Origin of the sequence: Flavobacterium sp. YO64, assembly GCF_004119505.1 — a bacterium.
Lineage (GTDB): Bacteria > Bacteroidota > Bacteroidia > Flavobacteriales > Flavobacteriaceae > Flavobacterium > Flavobacterium oncorhynchi.
In genome coordinates this window covers 139,392-158,476 of the sequence record NZ_NRQV01000005.1, presented here as the reverse complement: position 1 = coordinate 158,476, position 19,085 = coordinate 139,392, and the positions used below count along the sequence as shown (strand labels likewise).

Genomic DNA, 19,085 nt, shown 5'->3' with positions numbered 1-19,085 from the left:
TTCTCAAACCAGAAGGAATTCTGCCTTGTTTCTTCCGGGAATGCTCCAGTCCATTTCCATTACGCTCTGCAGAAGATCTTTAAGGGCCTGGAACGTGCTGGGCTTGACGGCATAGTAATCGGCTCCCAGTTCAAAGGAGCGGTTTATGTTTTCAGCATTGCTGCTGGTGGAAAGCATAATCACTTTTACCCCGCTGAACGGCAGCGTTCCCCGCCGTATTTCCTCAAGGCATTCAAAACCGTTTTTGACAGGCATGTTGATGTCCAGAAAAATGATTTCAGGTAGCCTTGCAGCCGCCTGATAAAGGGCGCACAGAAGCTGCTGCCCGTCTTCGGCTGTATTGACTGTTAGTGGAAGTCCGAGTTCCTCTACGGCATCAAGGAACAGCATTCTGTCATCCTCATCATCATCTGCCAGATAAATAACCTTTTGGGAATTCTTTTGCTTTAGCATGGCCTTATGCTTTATGCAGTTACAGAAGACAAGAATCTAAGAATCTGCAAAAGTTATACAGCCGGTATATAAGATTTGAAAATCGATAAATAATCGAATTATTTCCGTTCGAGCGGTTAATAGAAATTAAAGGTATGGATTTTATCTGAAAAATCTTTAAAAATCGCCTTAAATCATTGAAAATCATAAAAAGAATAACAGCTTTTAATGAATTAACTGTAAAAAATAAAATCCGATTGGCAGCATCAGACAGGTTTTTCCATCGAAGATCGATCAGCCGTAAATTCTGATTAAAGCCTTTCCGCCCTTTTTTCTGCATTCTCCCTACCTGCTGAAAAATAAGGATTTTTAAAAATTGTTGCTATTTGTAACATAACAACTTTTATAAATTGTTATTATCTGTACTAATTTTGATCTGTATAAAAATGAACAGACCATGAGCAGGGCAATTGTGCATATCGACATGAACACCTTTTTCGTATCGTGCGAAAGGCTTTCCAATTCAGAACTTAACGGCATACCGCTGATCATAGGCGGCGGGGACAGGGGCGTTGTGGCGTCCTGCTCCTACGAAGCCCGTAAATTCGGCGTGCGTTCGGCCATGCCCATACACATGGCCATGAAGCTATGCCCGCAGGCCAAAATCATGAAGGGCGACATGGAGCTCTACTCGAGGCTCTCCCATGACATTACCGAAATCATCCAGGAAAAGGCGCCCGTGGTGGAAAAGGCCAGCATCGATGAATTCTATCTCGACATCACCGGCATGGACCGTTTCTACGGCAGCTACAAGTGGACCGATGAGCTGGCGCACCGCATCACAAAGGAAACGGGCCTGCCCCTCACCTTTGCCCTTTCGGTCAACAAGACCGTATCGAAAATCGGCACGGGCGAAGGAAAGCAGAAGCAGAATCTTGAGATCCCCGAGCATCTGGTACAGTCTTTTCTCAACCCCCTTTCTATCCGCAAGATCCCCATGGTGGGGCAGAAAACCTTTGAGCTTCTTTCCCGCATCGGCATCCGAACCATCCGCACGCTCTCCGAAATGCCCGCCGAGTCCCTGCAGCAGATGATCGGCAAAAACGGAACCGAACTCTGGAAGAAAGCCAACGGCATCGACAACACCCCTGTGGAGCCCTACACGGAAAGAAAGTCCATTTCCACCGAGCACACCTTCTCCCAGGACACGATTGATATACTGAAACTCAGCAGGATCCTGCAGGGAATGGTTGAAAAGCTGGCCTACCAGCTGCGCGCAGAAGAGTGGCTCGCCTCGACTGTGACCGTCAAAATACGCTACGCCAACTTTGATACCGAAACCAAGCAGTCCCGTGTGCAGTATACCTCGGCCGACCATATCCTGAACCAGACGGTCGCAGATCTCTTTGAGAAGCTCTACCAGCGAAGGATGAGGCTCCGCCTAATCGGTGTGCGCTTCAGCGGCCTTGTCAGGGGAACCTACCAGATCGACCTTTTCAATGACACCGAGGAGATGCTCGCCCTGTATCAGGCAATGGACCGAATGAAGAACCGCTACGGCTTTGATGCCGTGATGAGATGCGCCGGCGCATCTTTCAAGCCCAATAACAAAGACGAAATTTTAAAACGAAAAAAATAAATCATGTTTCTCAACTGCCACTCATTCCATTCCCTGCGCTACGGCACCATACCGCTGGATGATCTGATCAGGCAGGCAGCGGATTGCGGTGTCACGGCGGCAGCCCTGACCGATATCAATACCGTCACAGGGATTTATGATTTTATAAAAGGCTGCCAGGCTGTAGGAATAAAACCGCTGGTAGGGATCGAATTCCGCTCGGAGCACAAGCTGCGCTATATCGGCCTTGCGCAGAATGCCGTGGGGCTCGCCCAGATGAACCGCTTTCTGACCGAGCATAACTTTGAAAAGAAGCCGCTGCCCGAAACAGCGCCGTTCTTCTCGGATGTTTTCATCATCTATCCTCTGGAAAATGCGCCGGAAGAGCTGCGGCATAATGAATACATAGGCATACGTCCCGACCAGCTGCAGAAGCTCGTCGTATCGCAGTGGAAAAGACGCCGCGCCGAAATGGTAATGCTCCAGCCGGTGGTATTCCGCACCAAAAGGGAATACAACCTGCACAGGATCCTGCGCGCGGTTGACCTCAATGAGCTTCTCTCCAAACTCGAACCTGATGACTGGTGCAGCAAATCGGATGTGATGGTTCCGGAAGCGGAACTTATCGCACTGTATGAAGATTATCCCGAAATCATCCACAATACAAGGTATATCATCGAGCGCTGCAATTTTCAGTACGATTTTGAAAGTCAGAAAAACAAAAGGCATTACACCAAAAGCAAGAAAGGGGATATTGCCCTTTTGACCGCCCTTGCCGAAGAAGGCCTGGTATGGAGATACGGGAGCCATAATGCCCAAGCAAAAGCGCGTGTGGAGAACGAGCTCAAAGTTATCAATGACCTTGAATTCAGCGGCTACTTCCTCATTACCTGGGATATCATACGCTACAGCACCTTCTGCGGCTTCCTTCATATCGGCAGGGGCTCGGGCGCCAACAGCATTATAGCATACTGCCTTGGCATAACCGATATCTGCCCATTGGAGCTTGACCTGTACTTCGAGCGCTTTCTGAATGAAAACCGCAAGAGCCCTCCCGATTTCGATATCGACTGGTCGTGGAAGGAAAGGGATGTGATCCTGAAGTACATCTCCAACCGGTACGGAAGCGACTATGTGGCTTTCTGCGGCACGAATGTGGAATTCAAATACCGCTCGATTTTCCGTGAGGTCGGCAAGGTTTTCGGCCTGCCTAAAGACGAGCTGGATATGCTGGCGAAAAATCCCATGAAACTCCACCAGACCAACTCCATTGTAAAGCTGGTTCAGGAATACGGCATGATGCTCGAAAAATACCCCAATATGAGAAGCATGCATTCCTGCGGGATATTGATCTCCGAAGAGCCGCTGACCAATTACACGCCGCTGGAAATGCCCCCGAAAGGATTCCCCATTGTGCTCTTTGATATGCATACGGCAGAGGATATCGGCTTTGACAAGTTTGACATCCTCAGCCAGCGCGGCATCGGGCATATTGACGATACCGTGAAGATAATTGAGAAGAACAGGGGAATCCGCATCAATATCCGAGATACGAGAATCTCAAAAAACGAACCCTCCGCAAACGTCTATCTGGCCGAAGGGAGAACCATAGGATGCTTCTATATCGAAAGCCCTGCGATGCGCGGGCTGCTGCGCCGCCTGAAATGCGACAACTATAAAACTCTCGTAGCGGCATCATCGATCATACGTCCGGGAGTGGCGCAGTCGGGAATGATGAAGGAATACATATTCCGCCATAACAACCCGTCAAAATTTGAATACTTTCACCCGGTCTTTGAAAAGGAGCTCGGAGAGACCTACGGCATTATGGTATATCAGGAAGACGTGATCAAAATTGCCCTCCATTACGGCGGGCTCTCGGCCGCGGACGGCGATATCCTAAGGCGTGCCATGTCAGGCAAGGGACGCTCTAAAGCGGCGCTCCAGAAAGTGAAGGACGATTTCTTTATTTCGGCGGCCGCAAAAGGGCATCCCGAAGCGCTGAGCCAGGAAATCTACCGCCAGATCGAATCCTTTGCAGGCTATTCCTTCTGCAAGGCGCACTCTGCATCTTATGCGGTGGAGAGCTACCAGAGCCTTTATCTGAAGGTGCACTACCCTATTGAATTTATGGTGGCTGTGATCAACAATCAGGGAGGGTTCTACAGAACTGAAATCTATGTGCACGAAGCGCGGATGGCCGGTGCTGTGATCCATACCCCCTGCGTGAACAGAAGCGGATTTGAAACCGCTCTTTACGGCAGCGATATCTATCTGGGCTTCATGCATCTGCAGGGTCTTGATTCCAAACTCTCGCAGTTCATCGCTGATGAGAGGGAGAGAAACGGCATCTATAAATCGCTGGAGGATTTCATAAACAGGGTGCCCATGGGAATTGAGAATGTGAAGACGCTGATTTTTATAGGCGCATTCCGCTTTACGGGAAAAACCAAAAACCAGCTGCTGGTGCAGGTGAGCCTTCTGATGAATAATTTCAGGCATGAGAACCGCGGGCTTATGCTCATCGAGCAGCCTGCAAAGGAATTTAAGCTGCCTGTTCTGGAGCGCTCCGTATTTGAGGATGCTTTTGACGAGATCGAGCTTTTGAATTTCCCGGTTTCCTGCACCGTTTTTGATCTGCTCAAAACCAGATACCGCGGGGATGTGATGGTGCGGGATCTTCTGAAATACCATAAGAAAGAGGTCCGCATGCTCGCCTACCTGATCTCGACCAAACAGGTGCCGACCAAAAGGGGCAACATGTATTTCGGGACATGGATCGATAATGAGGGGGCCTATTTTGATACGGCGCATTTCCCTGACAGTCTGGTCCAGAATCCGTTTCAGGGAGGCGGTTGCTACCTGCTTCGGGGGACTGTCGAAATCGATTACCATTTCCCGACCATCACCATTTCCAGGATGGCCAAAATGCCTTTCATTCCCGATCCCAGATATTCGGACTCGGACAAGAGGTATACCACCCAGCACAATATCAAGCAGGATGTTAGCAGCACGCACCGCCAGCCATATCCGCAGGAGCATGAAATCAATCTGCCGCGCCACAGAATGAAATTTTGATTTTTCTTATGTAAAGTCCTAATTATGAACTAAATTTGATGGAAGGCCAGAAACCCGCACAGCAGCCCAGGGATAAAGACAAGAAGTCTGCCGCCTTTTTTTGCTGTGCGCCTGAATGTTTGCAATTATAATAAAAGACCCATTATGTGTTACTACACCCAGCAGAATGCCTCTATAGAAGATCTGAAAAGACGCTTTAACGCCGAGCTCGATAATGAGGAGACCTATCTGCAGTCGGATTTCATAAACGGGTTTTCGCATCCCAATATCCCTGTGATACTCAATTCCTCTCCGCATCTGATCACAACGGATTACACATGGGGATTGCTGCCTTCCTGGGCAAAAGACATCGAGTTCAGGAAAAACACGCTCAATGCCCGCATTGAAACCATTGAAGAGAAAGCATCTTTTAAAAACATAACGCACAACCGCTGCCTGATAATCGCCTCTGCCTATTACGAATGGCACTGGAATGACCAGAAGGGAAATAGCAAGGACAAGTACCAGATCAATTCCCAGGATGATGAAATCTTTACTTTTGCAGGACTGTATTCCTCTTGGACGGATCCTGTGACCGATGAGATTAAAAACACCTATACCATGGTGACTACAAAAGCAAATGACCTGATGCAGTACATCCATAACCATAAGCTCAGGATGCCCATTATGCTCAAACGCCAGGACGAATCCGCATGGCTGGACCAGTCGGTTAAAATCGAAGATTTCGCTTTTCCCTATCAGGGAAACCTGATCGGCTTTCAAATTTAAATGACGCTGCTATGGAAATGGATAAGTTTAACGGAGTCACAGACTCAGAATTTATAGAATACTTTAAAATTGACCTGCATTCCCGAATGGAGATCATCAATTACACCTATCCTCACGAACTCCTTGACGAGGACGGCGGCTTCGGCGAGCATGTGCAAAGATGCGTCGGGCTGCTGAAAGACTACATCATCATCTGCCACAGGGAGGCAAAAGCTGCCAGAAGGCGGCAGCAGAAAGAGGCTTTGGAAAATGATGGTGCATCAGGCAAGGAAATGGAATACCGGAAGATGGAAATGGCACAGGAAACTCCCGAGGAAAAAATCAATAGGCTGGAAATGGAAAAGAATCAGGAAATGGAAGATTCTGCAGCCAAATACAGGGAGCTCAGCGGTGAGATAAATAGCCTGATCGACGGGCACCGCGGGAAGGTGAAAATTATCTACGTTGACCTGTGAGGTTTGGGTAGAATCATTAGAGTCTAATTTTGAGTCCCGAGAATGGAAATTGTTTTCTCATCCAAAATTCCGCCATAGTATTTCTGCAGCACTTTTTCGAAGACCGGATCCGCATCGGCAATCCTGCTGAACAGCGTCATGCAGGACCTGAGCTTCCGCTCGTCGGGCTTTCCGAAAATCTCCAGCGCGGTTTTTCCGTTCAGTTCCAGGACCGCCTGCGAAATCTCGACAAGACGTTTGCCAAGTACCGGATGCCGTAGAAATTCCCTGGCTTCGTCCAGGTCCTTTAGTCCAAAATACACGTTATAGTCCGTAAAACCCAGACCCCTGATCTGCGGGAAGACAAACCACATCCAGTGGCTCTGCTTCTTTCCGTTTTTTATTTCATCCAGTGCCTGCCGGTGCACATTTTCCTGCGCCCGCATAAATCTTTCTATGCCTTCATTCAGATCCATAACTGACTGTTTTTTCAAAGTACTTCCTGATACATAAGCTCAATGGTCACCTCTTTTTTGTACGAACCCTCTTCCGTGAAGACTGAAGTCCACCTTGGCTCGAAATTTTCAACCAGATTACGATAGGCTTTCAGAATTTCTTCAGCTGAGCTTTCAGCGTCTATCCCCAGATTTTTACCATAGGCGATGATGCGGTAGAAAACGCCGTCTTCCAGAAGCTCATCCTGTCCGTCGGCTGTATTGTCCGGTGCCGGTCCAAAACAGAAAATTTCTGTGCCTCCGAAACCAAGCACACCGGCTAAATGGCTGCGGACCGATAAAAACAGGGTCTCGTCACTCAGGCCGTAAGGCACGTCCAGCTCTCCGGCTCTAACGGTCAGCGCTAAATCTTCAAAATGCAGTTCCATAAATCGAAAATTAAGAGATTAAAAGGACGGCATATGATCCGAAAATCTCACCAGAAAATCCGAAATCAGTCCAGGATGCCTTTTCCGAAAACCTTCTCAATCTGATAGATATAGCTCTCCAATATCGGGCTAGACAGAAAAAAACGGCTCACTGCTGTGGCCTTTGCATCGGTCTTCTGGCTGTCAAAGGAGCGTTCCAGCAGTGTGGTATAGTCTCTTAGCTGGTCCTTGTCCAATATTTTTCGCAGGTCCCTTTCCGTATTTACGTAGGACTTGAGCATCGGAAAATCATTGTTGTCGTCCGTTTCATAGCGCTCGAGTCCGGATTTTATATCATCATATTCTTCTTTGAAGAGGCTCAGGACATCCTTCATATTATGCGCGTAAAATATGTTGGGAATGAGTCCCGCCTTATACTCTGCATAATGCTGCTGTGATGCGGCGGGGCTTTCCAGGTACTTCTCAAAGGTCTGTATCCTGAAAATATAATCCGTTTCAAAAATATTACGGTCCTGATAATCAATATCCATACTGTAATGTATTAGTTCTTATGCCTAAAGTTAGCTAATTTTTTAATTCCAGCCTTCTAAAAAAACGATCTGCACAGTAATTAAAATTCGGCAGTTTTAAATCCGCTGTTTAGTCCATGCCCGTTTCTGCGGGAAATGAAAAGAAGCTCTGCCGATACTAGCGGATCAAAATCCACCTGCTTTCTTCATTGGGTGATTCACCCAAAAATCCAGAAGATATAAACGAATATTCGTATCTTCAGCCATCAATTTAAAATTGGCGTAATACGGAAAACCGTAACCTCGAGATTACTATAGGGCTACATTTACAGAATAAATCTGCTGTTATGCTTTAAACAGCAGGCAATAATGCCGAGAAAATTTAATTCCTGATCTTATTTCAAATCGTGTATCAAACTTTAGATCAGAAGGATATATTTTATTAACGTAAAAGAAGGTTAAATGAAAAAAGAAACGCTGCTGCCCATACTGGCGGTTATAATGTCGTGCAGTTCGAAACCGGGCTATGGCAAAATGGTTGAAACCACTTATAATTTAAATGCAGGGGCAGTTAACCGCATCATGAGCTCGGACACCGCTTCTGCAGATTACATTACAGTTGAAAAACAGGGAAATATTTTTATATTTGAAAACACACATAATTCCATATTTAAGGTTTCAAAAAATCCTGCCAAAATTGAAATTATTGATGCTCAGGACAAAACCTCCACCTACATGGAAGAAAGAGGCTATAAGATCACAGCTAAAAAAAACAGCGATACTTTAATTATCCGTTTTTTCCCAACCGGATCTACGCCGGCATCGGTGTTTAAATTTGGAATTGAATATAAATTTTACAAGTAATACCATGAATGAACTAATCTGCCACTTTTTATGTGCGCTTACTGATCAGGAGATTGTAAATCTGTTTAATGGATGCATCTCGGCTCCGAATCCTGATAATGCATATGCCTTAATTTATAATTCAGCAGACCCGCAGTTTTATTTTACGGATACCTTCAATGAAGACGTTAAGCCAAATTCCCATTATATTGTAGTTGGACTGTTTTATCTCCATGAGATTAACGACCTGTCTGCACTAAAGGCGAAGATACAGTCATTAAAGACAAAATGGTGCGGTTCATAAATACCGTGAATCTTTTTTATCTTTTCTGTGTTTTTTTTCCGAGCTACTGAAACATGTCACCAATTTTACGCCAGGCCTTTTGAAGATATGAAATCTTCACGGATTATATAAGCTGTAGAAGAAGCGCTCTGATCTATCAGCTTGTCCAGCAGCGCAATAAAATCATTCCTTAGTCTGGCGGTTGCCGTGATTTCTCTTCTCATGCGGCCGTCATAATAGGTCTGGATAATAATTTTTTCAAGATAAAAATCCCAGTCTTTATTTCCGGGCCACTCTTTTTTAATGCGTTCAGCCAGCCAGCTGACAGCGTCAGGCATTAATTCCTCAAATCCAATGCCGGCAGTTAATCTTCCGGAAGATTCAAGATCTCCCCCCTGCAGTATAAAAGTTTCAAAAAAATGCTTTTTATTTTTTAGGGGATTCCAATCCAACTGCGTTAAGAACAGTATGCGATGGTTGAATAGAAAAGCTTTATCAAAAATAAACGTCTTAGCCGTTAAAATCTTATGGCTTAAATAACTCCATAAAATCCAGAAATTTGCCGCTTTGGATTCATCATTTAAAAACTGGTTTACCACTTCCTCCAGGCACTTAACGGTAAATTCATATTTTTTATTGGAATACAAGATTTTTACGCCATCTGCATAAGCCCAGTCAATTAATGCTTTAAAGTTTTCAATTGCAGTATCCTCAGGCTGGCTGAGTAAAAACAGTGCAAATTTTTCTTGAAAAAACTGCTGCAGGGTATGATGGATCGTGTCGTCATATGGATCGGAATCTTTTGCAAAGGTTTCAAAAATGAAATTCAAGACATTCTTGAAATAGTCCCGCAGAATTTTGAGTTCTGTTTCAGCCGGCACCAGTTTTAAAGCTTCGAAAAGCCAGTCGCCTGCATTTGACTGATATTCAGGAATTGCAATCTGCACTGGGGTTTCCTCTTCAGCGACCCTATTCATAATCGTATCAAAACCGGCTCTGTACTGTTTAAGGGCATCGTTGTATTTGATATGCCCCGCAATGCGGCCTTTGGGTTTATAATGCGGATTTATTTTTAACCTTATTCTATGATGCGCTGTTTTTATAATGGAAAAGAAATTTCTTTTATAAGATTTATATCCGCTTAAATGCTCCAGCCTGTGCTTAAGGTGCGAGAATTTTGAATACTCCACAATGCAGAAGATGCAGTTTAATACAAAACCGGGATCATGCTTCCATAGGTAGCTGTTAATTGACGCTCTCAGGGAATTGTGCTCGGATCTCTGATGAAAATGCGTTAAGTAATAAAGAATATTCTGCTTGTACATCTTCTTTTGCGTCTCATCCGACTTGAGCATCAAAATTGGAACAACAGAAAAGGCAGCTTCTGTCTCATACACAGTGTGTCTTGAATTCATAAAATCCAGCTCCAGTCTATTTTCGAAGAGTTCGTATTTAAACAGCTCGTTTACTTTTGTTTCACACCATTCTCTTTCTGCTGCGCTTAATGACCAATAGAAATCCCTGATTCCCATTGCTGCCACAAGCACGGGCTGCTTATGCATCTTGGATATGTTTTTATTATCCTGGGCATCCACAGAGATTTTGTGCAACTCCGACCATTTTTCATAACTGTCCTCTTCCACGGTTTCATGCTTAAATTTCTGCATGCACCAGTATGCTGCATAAGAAACGGTATGGTTCTCTTCCTGCTTTATTTTATTATCCTCGACAATTTCTTTTAAGTCGCCTTCCAGCTCTGTTTCTAGCAAATAGCCGTTTTCAACTTCTTTTACAATTCTGTATTTTCTTCGGTCGATCCGAGCAAGTGCAAAACGCCAGTTTTGGTCTGTCGGGTTTTCCAGATTAAAATTATCTATGATCCCAAAGATTTCGGTTTGAAACTCGCCAAGGCTAAGGTTCATAACCAGATCTTCAATGCTTTTGCTTCTATGCTTTAGTGTTTGGAAGTTCTGCAGCTGCAAGTGGCGCAGCTGGCGGTGCTTTTTATAGCTCAGAGGAGTGTAGGCTTCTGATTCTTTAAGGCACCTGTGGAAATCCAGATGATAAATCTCCCTTATTTTCAGTAAAGGAAAAATTCTTCTTCCGGCAAGATCCATATGCTCATTAGCGACACTTATAAGCACTGCCGACCCCATGACGCTGTTGCATCTGGTTAAAAAAGCCTCAAAGGTGTAGTCCCAGGAAGCCTTTAAAAATTTAGTGTACTGGTCATGCTTGTTCTCTTTTATATCCCGGCCGATCTGCAGCAGATAGCACTCGGCTGCCATTAGGCAGGATTTCAGAACATCGGGCGAATTAAAATAGGTTCCTCTGAACATCATCCATAATGAAGGGCTGGCATGCTGTTTAATCTCTCTTCCGTCGTCCATTATAACAGTTATCTGCGAACGGTGGTCGGCAGGATGCAGAAATTCATTGTCCCGGCCGAAATCGGACTTGATATAGGAATCGGCAGCGTGATTAAATAGCTTCACTAAAAAATCTACAGTTGCAAAGGGAGAATACAGCAGAAGGTTCAATATAGGCGTTTCATAAGGGCTTCCAGGTGAATAATGCCTTTCTGTGCTCCTTCTGAAGCCGAAATCCTGCTCGCTGTGCATCATCGACCGGTGGTACGGCCCCAGAATGGACTGCCTCTTCATTTCTGCAATCTGCTCAGGAGTCGGCGGATAATAAAACCATTTGCTTTCTGCAATTTCAAGGACAAGTTCAGGATAATTTTTGCATATTTTCTGCCCTTCGTACCCGTCAAGGGCATACTCTAAAATCTTGTCATACAGATTGCCGATTTCAAAATCAGCATCCCTGTTTTTATTTCTAAACGCATCCTCTATTAATGATTTCAATTCATCTTTGACAAAGTCAGACAGACGGAAAAGCATTAATATTCCATTTTCAAGATTCTCAGTTTTAGCCCTTCCTTGGTCAGATGGGACACCTGATGTAAAATTACTGTAAAACCATATTAAAATTTTAGCTGCATGCTCGGCCTCGGCAGGAAACGGTTCGTTTTTTTTCAGGCCTTTCTCCCACTGCAGCAGCATTGATAGTATCAATCTCATCTGTGGCTGCAGCAGATTCAGGTTTAAGAAAATAAATTCAATGAGATTGGCCCATACTTCACCGTAGGGAACCAGATTGATATTGTGATATACCTGAGTCCTTTTGTCCACATCCAATGCGTTCAGGAGGGAAAAATCCGGCTTCTGGCACGAAACCCGAACTAAAAAAATTATCCTTATGAAATATTTAAACTGATCTAAAAATAGAAAATCCTTGTTTTCCCGCAGAAAATCTCTGCTGTAATGCGACTGCATGACAGCAACTAATATTTCATCCTTCCAGTAGTTTTGGATTGCCGAATCGTTGAGGGTTGATTTTACGAGCTGGCCTGCAGATCCGTCCATTGCCTGTATTTTTTCTGATATCCAGATTCTGAAGGCTCGCCGGACTGCCGGAGCGGTTCCTATTGCATCATAAAAAGCGCCGTAATTGCCCTCTTCAGCAATGTACTGCAGATAATTGCTGTCAATATGCCTTGTCAATGCCCAGTCCTCATAGATGTCATGAGCTGCCGCAAAGCTTCTTCTGTATACCGGTTCTGGATCAATAATATGGTCAGCGGTCAGCTCGTGAAGTATGTCAGCACGTGCATCCTCAACAGTTGCATATGCGCTCATTGCCGATGCCCTCTTCAGGGCAATTTCCATAAATGTCTCACCGCGCAGCTGTCTTTTTCGGGGATCTGATTCCTTTTCGCGCCCTTCAATCACATATTCCCACATGATCTGTTTGAACCTAGCTTCAGTATCAATATCATCTTTTACCGAATTCTGAGGTAAAGACACTGCCTTATCCAGATTAAAGGGAATCTGGAGAACTTTCAAAAGGGATTTATTTTTTGCTAACGTTCTCAGCATCGGATAGCTCTCAGCGATGTATTCCAGCTCCGCTGCATCAAGCGCAGGCACATCAAAATCGGGAAAAGCGGGAAACTGCCTTAAAAAACGGATTTTTAAATGCTCGGCCGCATAGCTCCTGCAGGTAAACACTAATGTAATATCCTCTCTTTTAAAAAGCAGTTCAAAAAAATCCAATATTGTCTCAGCATTATCCGTTTCAAGTATTTTTTCGATGCTGTCTATAAGGAAAATTTTCTTTTTACCGAATTGCGGGGAATCAAGAACCTCTGAAAGGGATATGCCGAAGCAGAAGGGCTTATCTGCAAATATCTCCTCGATGCTTTTTTTGTCCAGCTGCTCGCCCTGAAAAGCAAATATTTCAAAATCGCTTTTTAGTCCATCCAAAATCTTCTTAACCATCGCCGATTTTCCGCTTCCCGGCTTTCCTGTAAATATTGCCAGCTTGCCGTTTTTTATAACTTCCAAAGCAGCGGCTGAAATTTCGGTCCTAGGCAGGTTGACTTTTCCAACGCTGTCTCGTATTCTTGAAAGCACCCTGAAAGAATTTTCATTAAGCTTTTCAGCTGCTTCAAGCACAGTAGGGTCTGTCTCTATCTGCAGCAATGATAAAAGGGGCAGCGATCTTGACGCCAGAAGATCATTTACCAGAGAAAGATCGATCCCCAATATTCTTTTATTTTTTGTCTCATAGGCAAGAAATAGGCCGCAGCAGAAATATCTGCCATTCACATTAACAAATACCGGACTTCCCGAATAGCCTTCCACAAGGTTGTCGTCATTGTACTCCCCTGTCAGGGGATCTGATACTTCAATCTGTATCTGCCTTTCGTAATCTCTATCCTTAAGGGGCATCAAATGGTGCAGCGTTCTTTTTAATTGATTAAGAACCACTTTAGGAAAACCTGTTATCTCAAGTTCATGGACTTTAGCCGGCACCAGGCAGATTTCAGGGCATTTATCATAGTTAAGCGATACGGGAAGGAATTGCTTTTTGACTATCAGTACTCCTATATCTTCAGTTGCATTATTTTCGCCAAATAATATTACATCCCCTTCCTGCAGCTTATATTCGGACCATCCATTTTCAGCAAGAAATCCGACTGACAGCTCATTGCATTCCCATGCAATCCCATTATCCCCAACCAGAGCATGTCTTGCCGTAAAAACATAGGCCTCTTCTGACTGGCCGGCCGGCGAATATATAAGTCCGCTGCTGAATCCATGGGGATTTTCAATTCTTACTATAAAATCTTTCTCTGCTGTCATCCTATTTCAAAGTGAAGGTGGCTGTTTCCCGGCTGGGGAAATATTAGATTAATATTAAATTCTGGATCTGCTTTAAAAATGTTCCTTGTAAGTTCATTTTCCTGCGTGATAAAAAAATTGATGTTTTTATCGGGATTGGCGCGAAGCACTTTCACTAAAGTTTCCTTGTTGGGCAGATTTGAACGGTTGTATCCATCTGCTGAAATAATGTAATTTTCGCAGTCAACCAGCTCCAGTAGAGCATTGCTTGTATTATACCTGCTTCCGTGATGGGGAATCTGCATATGCTTTAGCTTGATCTTCTGCCCTCCGAATCTTCTCCTGATAGCTGCGACAAGAACATCAGGATGGCTGTCGGCAGTGAACAGAAATGATTCGCCGTTGAACTGCAGCATAAAACTGATGCTTGATCCGTTTTCCACCGAAACATCCTTCACTTCCCTGGAAGTATCGAAATCTTCAATCCTCCTGCCGTAGTCATTATTTCTAATGCTTTTTAAAGATGAAGGCTCATTATCTCTCATTCTCACTTCCTCATTTTTCCACAGCTTGAGAAGCGAATTGTATTTTGCATTGTCGGGAGACAGGATAATCAATTTGGCTCCCCATAAATCAATCAGGGGGTGGCTGTCGGTTATGTCCTGTTTTACATGTGAATGGGCTGCAAGGTACTCCCTAAGGGTAATGCCCTGCTTAACATTTTTTAAGTTATTGCTCCGGATGCCGGTGTCATAGTCCCAGTTGGAATAATTGAACCAGAAAGTGGTTCTGGAGAGATCCACGGCTTTCAGAAGGTCAGCATCTTTAAGAAGACGGAGAATTCCGCCTATATGATCATCATCAATGTGGGTGATGATCCATATATCAATTATTTCTTTTCTGACGTTGGCTATTTCATGCAATCTCTTTCTGAGCCCTGACTCATAAAGGCGGCTCTTCTCGCTGCCGCCGTCAATTATGATGTTGTGCGTTTTATCATCAGTGCCTTTAAAATTAATATGGATGGCATCCGCACAGCCTGCATCCAGAAAATCAATGTTCATCAATGCGCCAAAAGTTTTTAGTAAGATTTTTTATAAAATTACAATTATTTGCAGCATGTGCAACCTTAAAACCAAAAAGTGCTTCTGCCTTCACAACCGAAGCAGCTTTTATTTGAAAATTGAAACTATTCGATCGTTACAGTATCCAGGATGTTTTCCTGATTTATAAATGCAGCGATATACTGCTTAACTTCTACTTGCTTTTCAGATGGTGTTTCAAAGGTATTGATATGAAACTCCTCATCCTTGTCCAGGATGTGGATAATCTCGGTATAGCCTTTGGAAATCAGGCTGCCCTTGAGCCTAAGGATGGTATGCTGCTGGCGGGCATCCAAATCTTTTCTCACTTTTAGTCGTATCGCTTTTTCCATTTTGAAAGATCTGACCGTTGGTCTTGGGTGGATTCTAAATCCAAATATACCTATTTACATTCGGCGCATGCAAAATTTCAGTGTTAAAATAATGCGCCGGCGAATGTTAAAACGCATTGGATCGGCAGAAAAAAAACTGCTCGCATTGAGAGACTTGCTGCTCTTCTGAAAATTTTAAAATATTTTTAATAATCTGATATACAAACAAATAAACACTAAAATTATCCAAAATAAAAGTTTGTGAAATGAAAATTCAGGATGATTACAAAATTGGATTGTAAACTTTCGGGAAAAAAGAATCGATATGTTTTGCCCTGGTTAAGCCAGTGTAAAACAATGATTAACAAAGTCCTAGAAAATGCGCCAGTTATTCCTCGAAAATGCCGATGGGGGCATCGAAAAAATCAGATCCGAAAAGGCCAATCCCCTGTTGGACCTTTATGTTACATTCAACTTCTCAAGGCTGCGGCCTTCGCTTTTTTTCCTGCCTGCGGTGCTGCTGCTGCTCATCGCCGCATTCCTTTTCATGTTCGATGCGCTGCGCGCCGAATCGTATATCCTAATCCAGCGGGAATATTTCTTTATGCTGAATGCCGCCCTGTCCCAATATCCCGAAATGCAGTACAATCTCACCGAAACCGGAAATACCCTGGTGGTGGCGTCGCTGCTGAGCATTTTTGTGCTGCACGCGCCTAAGATATGGGAGTCTCTTGCCTCTGCCCTTCTGGTTTCCTGCCTGTTTTCCAGCGTGCTGAAAAAGCTCTTTCATGTCCCAAGGCCGGCAGCTTTTTTTGACAACGGCAGCTTTACCATAATCGGAAGGACTCTCTCAGGGCACAACAGCCTGCCCTCAGGGCATTCCATCACCATTTTTACGGCGCTCTCCATCCTTATGTTTGCCTTTATGCCTGCCAGGCTGATAAACAGGATCTTTTGGTGCGCACTTTTTGTGTCAGCGGGTCTCGCGCTTGTCCTCACAAGGGTTGCCCTGGGAGCGCATTACCCCATTGATGTTCTTGTCGGGGGCATCATAGGCTACTTCTGCGCCCTTGCCGGAATATTTATCTCAACAAGGTACCGCATTTGGAAATGGATCGGAAACAGGAAATACCACCCCTTCTTCATCATTGCCTTCACGGGATGCTGGCTTGCGCTGGCCTTCAGGATCATGCAGGAGCACCTTTTCATATTCTGCCTGTCTTTATTCGTTTTGACCATATCACTATATAAAATTACAGCCGCTTATGTTAAAAGCTAGACTCCCGGCGGCCCGCATGGCGGCTTTAATCAGCCTGGCCAACTGCCTGTTCTTCCATATCCCCTTCTTCTCTTTTGTGGTCGGGAATCTGAATTACGCGGGATTCAGCGGCATTATGACCATCTCCAGCCTCATCCTGCTGATGCTGGTGCTGGATTTCCTGGTCTTTTACCTGCTGCTTTACCTTACCGGAATTTTCGGCAGAATTCTCATTTCGCTCTTTTTTGCCCTCAGCGCGGCAGCCCTGTATTTCATCAATTCCTACAGCGTGATCATAGACGAAAGCATGGTGGGGAATATCCTCAACACCAATTATGCGGAATCAAGCGCCTATTTTTCGGTTAGGCTGGTGCTTTATGTGCTCGTGCTCGGGATAATTCCCTCGGCGGCGCTCTTGAGGATAAAGATCGTAAAGGAGCCCCTTAAAAGGTTTGCGGCGCTCTGTACGGGAAGCCTGCTTGTTGCGCTGGCGCTGGTTTTTATCAATTCCGCCGGCTGGCTTTGGATAGACAAGAATTCCAAAAAGCTGGGAGGGCTGGCTATGCCATGGTCCTATGCGGTCAACACCTCCCTCTTTTACGTGCACCAGTACAGGAAAAACCAGAAGGAAATCCTGCTTCCCGATGCCCGCATCAGGGACAGGAAGAAATCCATTGTGGTGCTGGTCATCGGGGAATCCGCAAGAAGGGCCAATTTCTCGCTCTACGGCTATCCAAAGAACACCAATCCGCTGCTTTCCAAAACTGAAAACCTGCATATCTTCAATGCTGTCTCCTCGGCAACCTATACCACCGGCGGCGTGAAGGCGATACTGGACTATAAAAAGACCGACGATCTCTATGAGATTCTGCCCAACTACCTGTACCGTAACGATGTCGAGGTCATCTGGAGGACCGCCAACTGGGGAGAGCCGCCGCTTCATATCAAAAATTACCAGAACCGGAAATACCTGGGCGCTGCATGTACGGGCAGGGAATGCGCATACGACGAGGTCCTGCTTAACCTTTTCCAAGAGCAGATCCTGGCCAGCAGCAGGGACAAGATACTTCTGGTGCTGCATACCAGCACAAGCCACGGTCCCAGCTACAGCAAAAAGTACCCTCCGGCGTTCCAGTATTTCAATCCGGTCTGCTCAAGCGTCGAGCTTGCCGACTGTTCAAAGGAAGAGCTGATGAACGCCTACGACAATACGATAGTCTATACCGATTACCTGCTCAGCCGCGTGATCCAGAACCTGAAAGAGCTCAAGGATTTTGACAGCACTATGATTTTTGTTTCGGACCACGGCGAGTCGCTCGGCGAAAAAAATCTCTACATGCACGGCCTGCCGATGAGCATTGCGCCAAGGGAGCAGTTTGAGATTCCTTTTATTGTCTGGGTTTCGCCCGGCTCAAAAAAACTGAAAGCCGATAAAACCGCATCCCAGTACCATGTCTTCCACAGTGTGCTGAACTTTCTGAATATAGAAAGCTCCATCTATGATGAAAATATGAACATTTACCAATAGCATTCAAACAACCGGCACAAGCCATAAAAATAATTTCTAATGAATGGAACAGTATTTATAAACCGGCTCAGCAACAGGTCAAGGCTGGCAATTTCCGCTTCGGCGGGACTGCTCACCGCCCTTGTCCTTGAGATCGGAACCAGCAGGCCTTCGGTGCACATCATGGCGGTCTGGCTGGCTTTTTCGCTAAACCAGCTGTTTTTCTCCTGGTTTACAATTTTCACCTGCCGTGTGGATGAGCTTAAGAAAAATGCCAAAGACCAGGACTCGGGACGCGCTGTGCTGTCCCTGTTCATGCTCCTTACAACGGCTGTAAGCCTTCTGGGCATCGTGCTGCTGTATGTTTCAGCCGACCAGAAGACCGGTTCCGAGCTGGCGCTGCATGTGGTGATGACCCTCTCATCGGTGGGAACGGCCTGGGCGGTGGTCCATACCACGTTCGCCTTCAAATACGCCAATCTCCATTATTCGCTCAACGGCCTTGATTTTCCCGGAAAAGGCGAACCTGACTATCTCGACTTTGTCTATTTCTCATTTGTGATCGGCACAACCTTTCAGGTGTCCGATGTCGCCATACTGGACAGGAAGATAAGGAGGACCGCGCTGGTGCACGGGGTGCTTTCCTTTATGTTCAACACCACCATACTGGCATTGAGCATCAATATTATTTCCAGCATGGTCCAGCGCTGAAAAATAAGCCTTACAAGAACATTTATATGTTCCCAAACCGTGTTTTTTTTGATTTGATTCTCCCGGCATCCAGTTTTCATGGCTGGGGGAATCTTTATCAAAGCCCGGATAGGTTAAGGCAGTTTTTGAGGCAAAAAAACACGCCGCAGGCAAAAATT

At 45.1% G+C, this 19,085-nt stretch carries 16 protein-coding genes; 9 read left to right on the top strand and 7 right to left on the bottom strand.

Going from position 1 to position 19,085, the window contains the following annotated elements:
* Positions 1-3: 3 nt before the first annotated feature.
* A complete protein-coding gene (locus BOW57_RS05390) occupies positions 4-453 on the bottom strand; it encodes a response regulator (RefSeq protein WP_129053295.1) in 450 nt (149 codons plus the stop codon).
* Between the two features lie 436 nt (positions 454-889).
* On the opposite strand from BOW57_RS05390, the gene dinB reads away from it, so the two are divergent.
* The 4 genes from dinB (at position 890) to BOW57_RS05370 (ending at position 6,351) form a co-directional block, all read left to right on the top strand.
* Positions 890-2,071 (top strand): DNA polymerase IV, encoded by a 1,182-nt coding sequence (gene dinB, locus BOW57_RS05385; protein ID WP_129053294.1) that lies wholly within the window; start codon positions 890-892, stop codon positions 2,069-2,071.
* A gap of 3 nt (positions 2,072-2,074) precedes the next feature.
* A complete protein-coding gene (locus BOW57_RS05380) occupies positions 2,075-5,128 on the top strand; it encodes a DNA polymerase III subunit alpha (protein ID WP_129053293.1) in 3,054 nt (1,017 codons plus the stop codon).
* 144 nt (positions 5,129-5,272) lie between these two features.
* Positions 5,273-5,896, top strand: a complete 624-nt coding sequence (locus BOW57_RS05375; protein ID WP_129053292.1) for an SOS response-associated peptidase — start codon at positions 5,273-5,275, stop codon at positions 5,894-5,896.
* A gap of 11 nt (positions 5,897-5,907) precedes the next feature.
* The gene (locus BOW57_RS05370) at positions 5,908-6,351 is read left to right on the top strand and encodes a hypothetical protein (RefSeq protein WP_129053291.1); all 444 of its coding nucleotides are present in this window, start codon (positions 5,908-5,910) and stop codon (positions 6,349-6,351) included.
* Between the two features lie 23 nt (positions 6,352-6,374).
* Here BOW57_RS05370 and BOW57_RS05365 read toward each other — a convergent pair whose 3' ends face one another.
* The 3 genes from BOW57_RS05365 to BOW57_RS05355 all read right to left on the bottom strand — a co-directional run bounded on the left by BOW57_RS05365 (position 6,375) and on the right by BOW57_RS05355 (position 7,743).
* Complete coding sequence (locus tag BOW57_RS05365) at positions 6,375-6,806, bottom strand: DUF1810 domain-containing protein (RefSeq protein WP_129053290.1); 432 nt, start codon at positions 6,804-6,806, stop codon at positions 6,375-6,377.
* A gap of 14 nt (positions 6,807-6,820) precedes the next feature.
* Positions 6,821-7,213, bottom strand: coding sequence for a hypothetical protein (locus tag BOW57_RS05360; protein ID WP_129053289.1), 393 nt, complete (start codon positions 7,211-7,213; stop codon positions 6,821-6,823).
* A gap of 65 nt (positions 7,214-7,278) precedes the next feature.
* Positions 7,279-7,743: a hypothetical protein gene (locus BOW57_RS05355; RefSeq protein ID WP_129053288.1), complete on the bottom strand. Its 465-nt coding sequence runs from the start codon at positions 7,741-7,743 to the stop codon at positions 7,279-7,281.
* Between the two features lie 441 nt (positions 7,744-8,184).
* Here BOW57_RS05355 and BOW57_RS05350 point away from each other — a divergent pair, with 441 nt between their 5' ends.
* Positions 8,185-8,586 carry a hypothetical protein gene (locus BOW57_RS05350; protein WP_041515745.1) on the top strand — a complete coding sequence of 134 codons (402 nt, stop codon included), beginning with the start codon at positions 8,185-8,187 and terminating at the stop codon, positions 8,584-8,586.
* A 4-nt stretch (positions 8,587-8,590) separates the two neighbouring features.
* Positions 8,591-8,869, top strand: a complete 279-nt coding sequence (locus BOW57_RS05345; protein WP_123902595.1) for a hypothetical protein — start codon at positions 8,591-8,593, stop codon at positions 8,867-8,869.
* A 65-nt stretch (positions 8,870-8,934) separates the two neighbouring features.
* Here the strand turns inward: BOW57_RS05345 and BOW57_RS05340 are convergent, their stop codons facing one another.
* The 3 genes from BOW57_RS05340 to BOW57_RS05330 form a co-directional block, all read right to left on the bottom strand.
* On the bottom strand, positions 8,935-14,058 hold the full coding sequence (locus tag BOW57_RS05340) for an ATP-binding protein (RefSeq protein ID WP_129053287.1): 5,124 nt from the start codon (positions 14,056-14,058) through the stop codon (positions 8,935-8,937).
* Complete coding sequence (locus BOW57_RS05335) at positions 14,055-15,101, bottom strand: MBL fold metallo-hydrolase (RefSeq protein ID WP_129053286.1); 1,047 nt, start codon at positions 15,099-15,101, stop codon at positions 14,055-14,057. Before BOW57_RS05335 ends, BOW57_RS05340 begins: the two co-directional genes overlap by 4 nt.
* Before the next feature lie 125 nt (positions 15,102-15,226).
* Complete coding sequence (locus tag BOW57_RS05330; RefSeq protein ID WP_041515741.1) at positions 15,227-15,472, bottom strand: hypothetical protein; 246 nt, start codon at positions 15,470-15,472, stop codon at positions 15,227-15,229.
* Between the two features lie 358 nt (positions 15,473-15,830).
* On the opposite strand from BOW57_RS05330, the gene BOW57_RS05325 reads away from it, so the two are divergent.
* The 3 genes from BOW57_RS05325 to BOW57_RS05315 are packed head-to-tail and all read left to right on the top strand — an operon-like array spanning position 15,831 to position 18,927.
* The gene (locus BOW57_RS05325) at positions 15,831-16,730 is read left to right on the top strand and encodes a phosphatase PAP2 family protein (RefSeq protein WP_129053285.1); all 900 of its coding nucleotides are present in this window, start codon (positions 15,831-15,833) and stop codon (positions 16,728-16,730) included.
* Positions 16,717-18,237 (top strand): phosphoethanolamine--lipid A transferase EptA, encoded by a 1,521-nt coding sequence (gene eptA / locus BOW57_RS05320; protein WP_129053284.1) that lies wholly within the window; start codon positions 16,717-16,719, stop codon positions 18,235-18,237. Before BOW57_RS05325 ends, eptA begins: the two co-directional genes overlap by 14 nt.
* Before the next feature lie 39 nt (positions 18,238-18,276).
* Positions 18,277-18,927 carry a DUF1345 domain-containing protein gene (locus BOW57_RS05315; protein WP_129053283.1) on the top strand — a complete coding sequence of 217 codons (651 nt, stop codon included), beginning with the start codon at positions 18,277-18,279 and terminating at the stop codon, positions 18,925-18,927.
* The last annotated feature ends 158 nt before the right edge of the window (positions 18,928-19,085 follow it).

Bases quoted from the DNA above. Each gene is read 5' to 3' on its own strand.
- BOW57_RS05315 (WP_129053283.1), top strand. From the start codon at position 18,277: ATGAATGGAACAGTATTTATAAACCGGCTCAGCAACAGGTCAAGGCTG.
- BOW57_RS05330 (WP_041515741.1), bottom strand. From the start codon at position 15,472: ATGGAAAAAGCGATACGACTAAAAGTGAGAAAAGATTTGGATGCCCGC.
- BOW57_RS05335 (WP_129053286.1), bottom strand. From the start codon at position 15,101: ATGAACATTGATTTTCTGGATGCAGGCTGTGCGGATGCCATCCATATT.
- BOW57_RS05360 (WP_129053289.1), bottom strand. From the start codon at position 7,213: ATGGAACTGCATTTTGAAGATTTAGCGCTGACCGTTAGAGCCGGAGAG.
- BOW57_RS05370 (WP_129053291.1), top strand. From the start codon at position 5,908: ATGGAAATGGATAAGTTTAACGGAGTCACAGACTCAGAATTTATAGAA.
- BOW57_RS05390 (WP_129053295.1), bottom strand. From the start codon at position 453: ATGCTAAAGCAAAAGAATTCCCAAAAGGTTATTTATCTGGCAGATGAT.
- BOW57_RS05350 (WP_041515745.1), top strand. From the start codon at position 8,185: ATGAAAAAAGAAACGCTGCTGCCCATACTGGCGGTTATAATGTCGTGC.
- BOW57_RS05380 (WP_129053293.1), top strand. From the start codon at position 2,075: ATGTTTCTCAACTGCCACTCATTCCATTCCCTGCGCTACGGCACCATA.
- BOW57_RS05345 (WP_123902595.1), top strand. From the start codon at position 8,591: ATGAATGAACTAATCTGCCACTTTTTATGTGCGCTTACTGATCAGGAG.
- BOW57_RS05365 (WP_129053290.1), bottom strand. From the start codon at position 6,806: ATGGATCTGAATGAAGGCATAGAAAGATTTATGCGGGCGCAGGAAAAT.
- BOW57_RS05375 (WP_129053292.1), top strand. From the start codon at position 5,273: ATGTGTTACTACACCCAGCAGAATGCCTCTATAGAAGATCTGAAAAGA.
- eptA (WP_129053284.1), top strand. From the start codon at position 16,717: ATGTTAAAAGCTAGACTCCCGGCGGCCCGCATGGCGGCTTTAATCAGC.
- BOW57_RS05340 (WP_129053287.1), bottom strand. From the start codon at position 14,058: ATGACAGCAGAGAAAGATTTTATAGTAAGAATTGAAAATCCCCATGGA.
- BOW57_RS05355 (WP_129053288.1), bottom strand. From the start codon at position 7,743: ATGGATATTGATTATCAGGACCGTAATATTTTTGAAACGGATTATATT.
- BOW57_RS05325 (WP_129053285.1), top strand. From the start codon at position 15,831: ATGCGCCAGTTATTCCTCGAAAATGCCGATGGGGGCATCGAAAAAATC.
- dinB (WP_129053294.1), top strand. From the start codon at position 890: ATGAGCAGGGCAATTGTGCATATCGACATGAACACCTTTTTCGTATCG.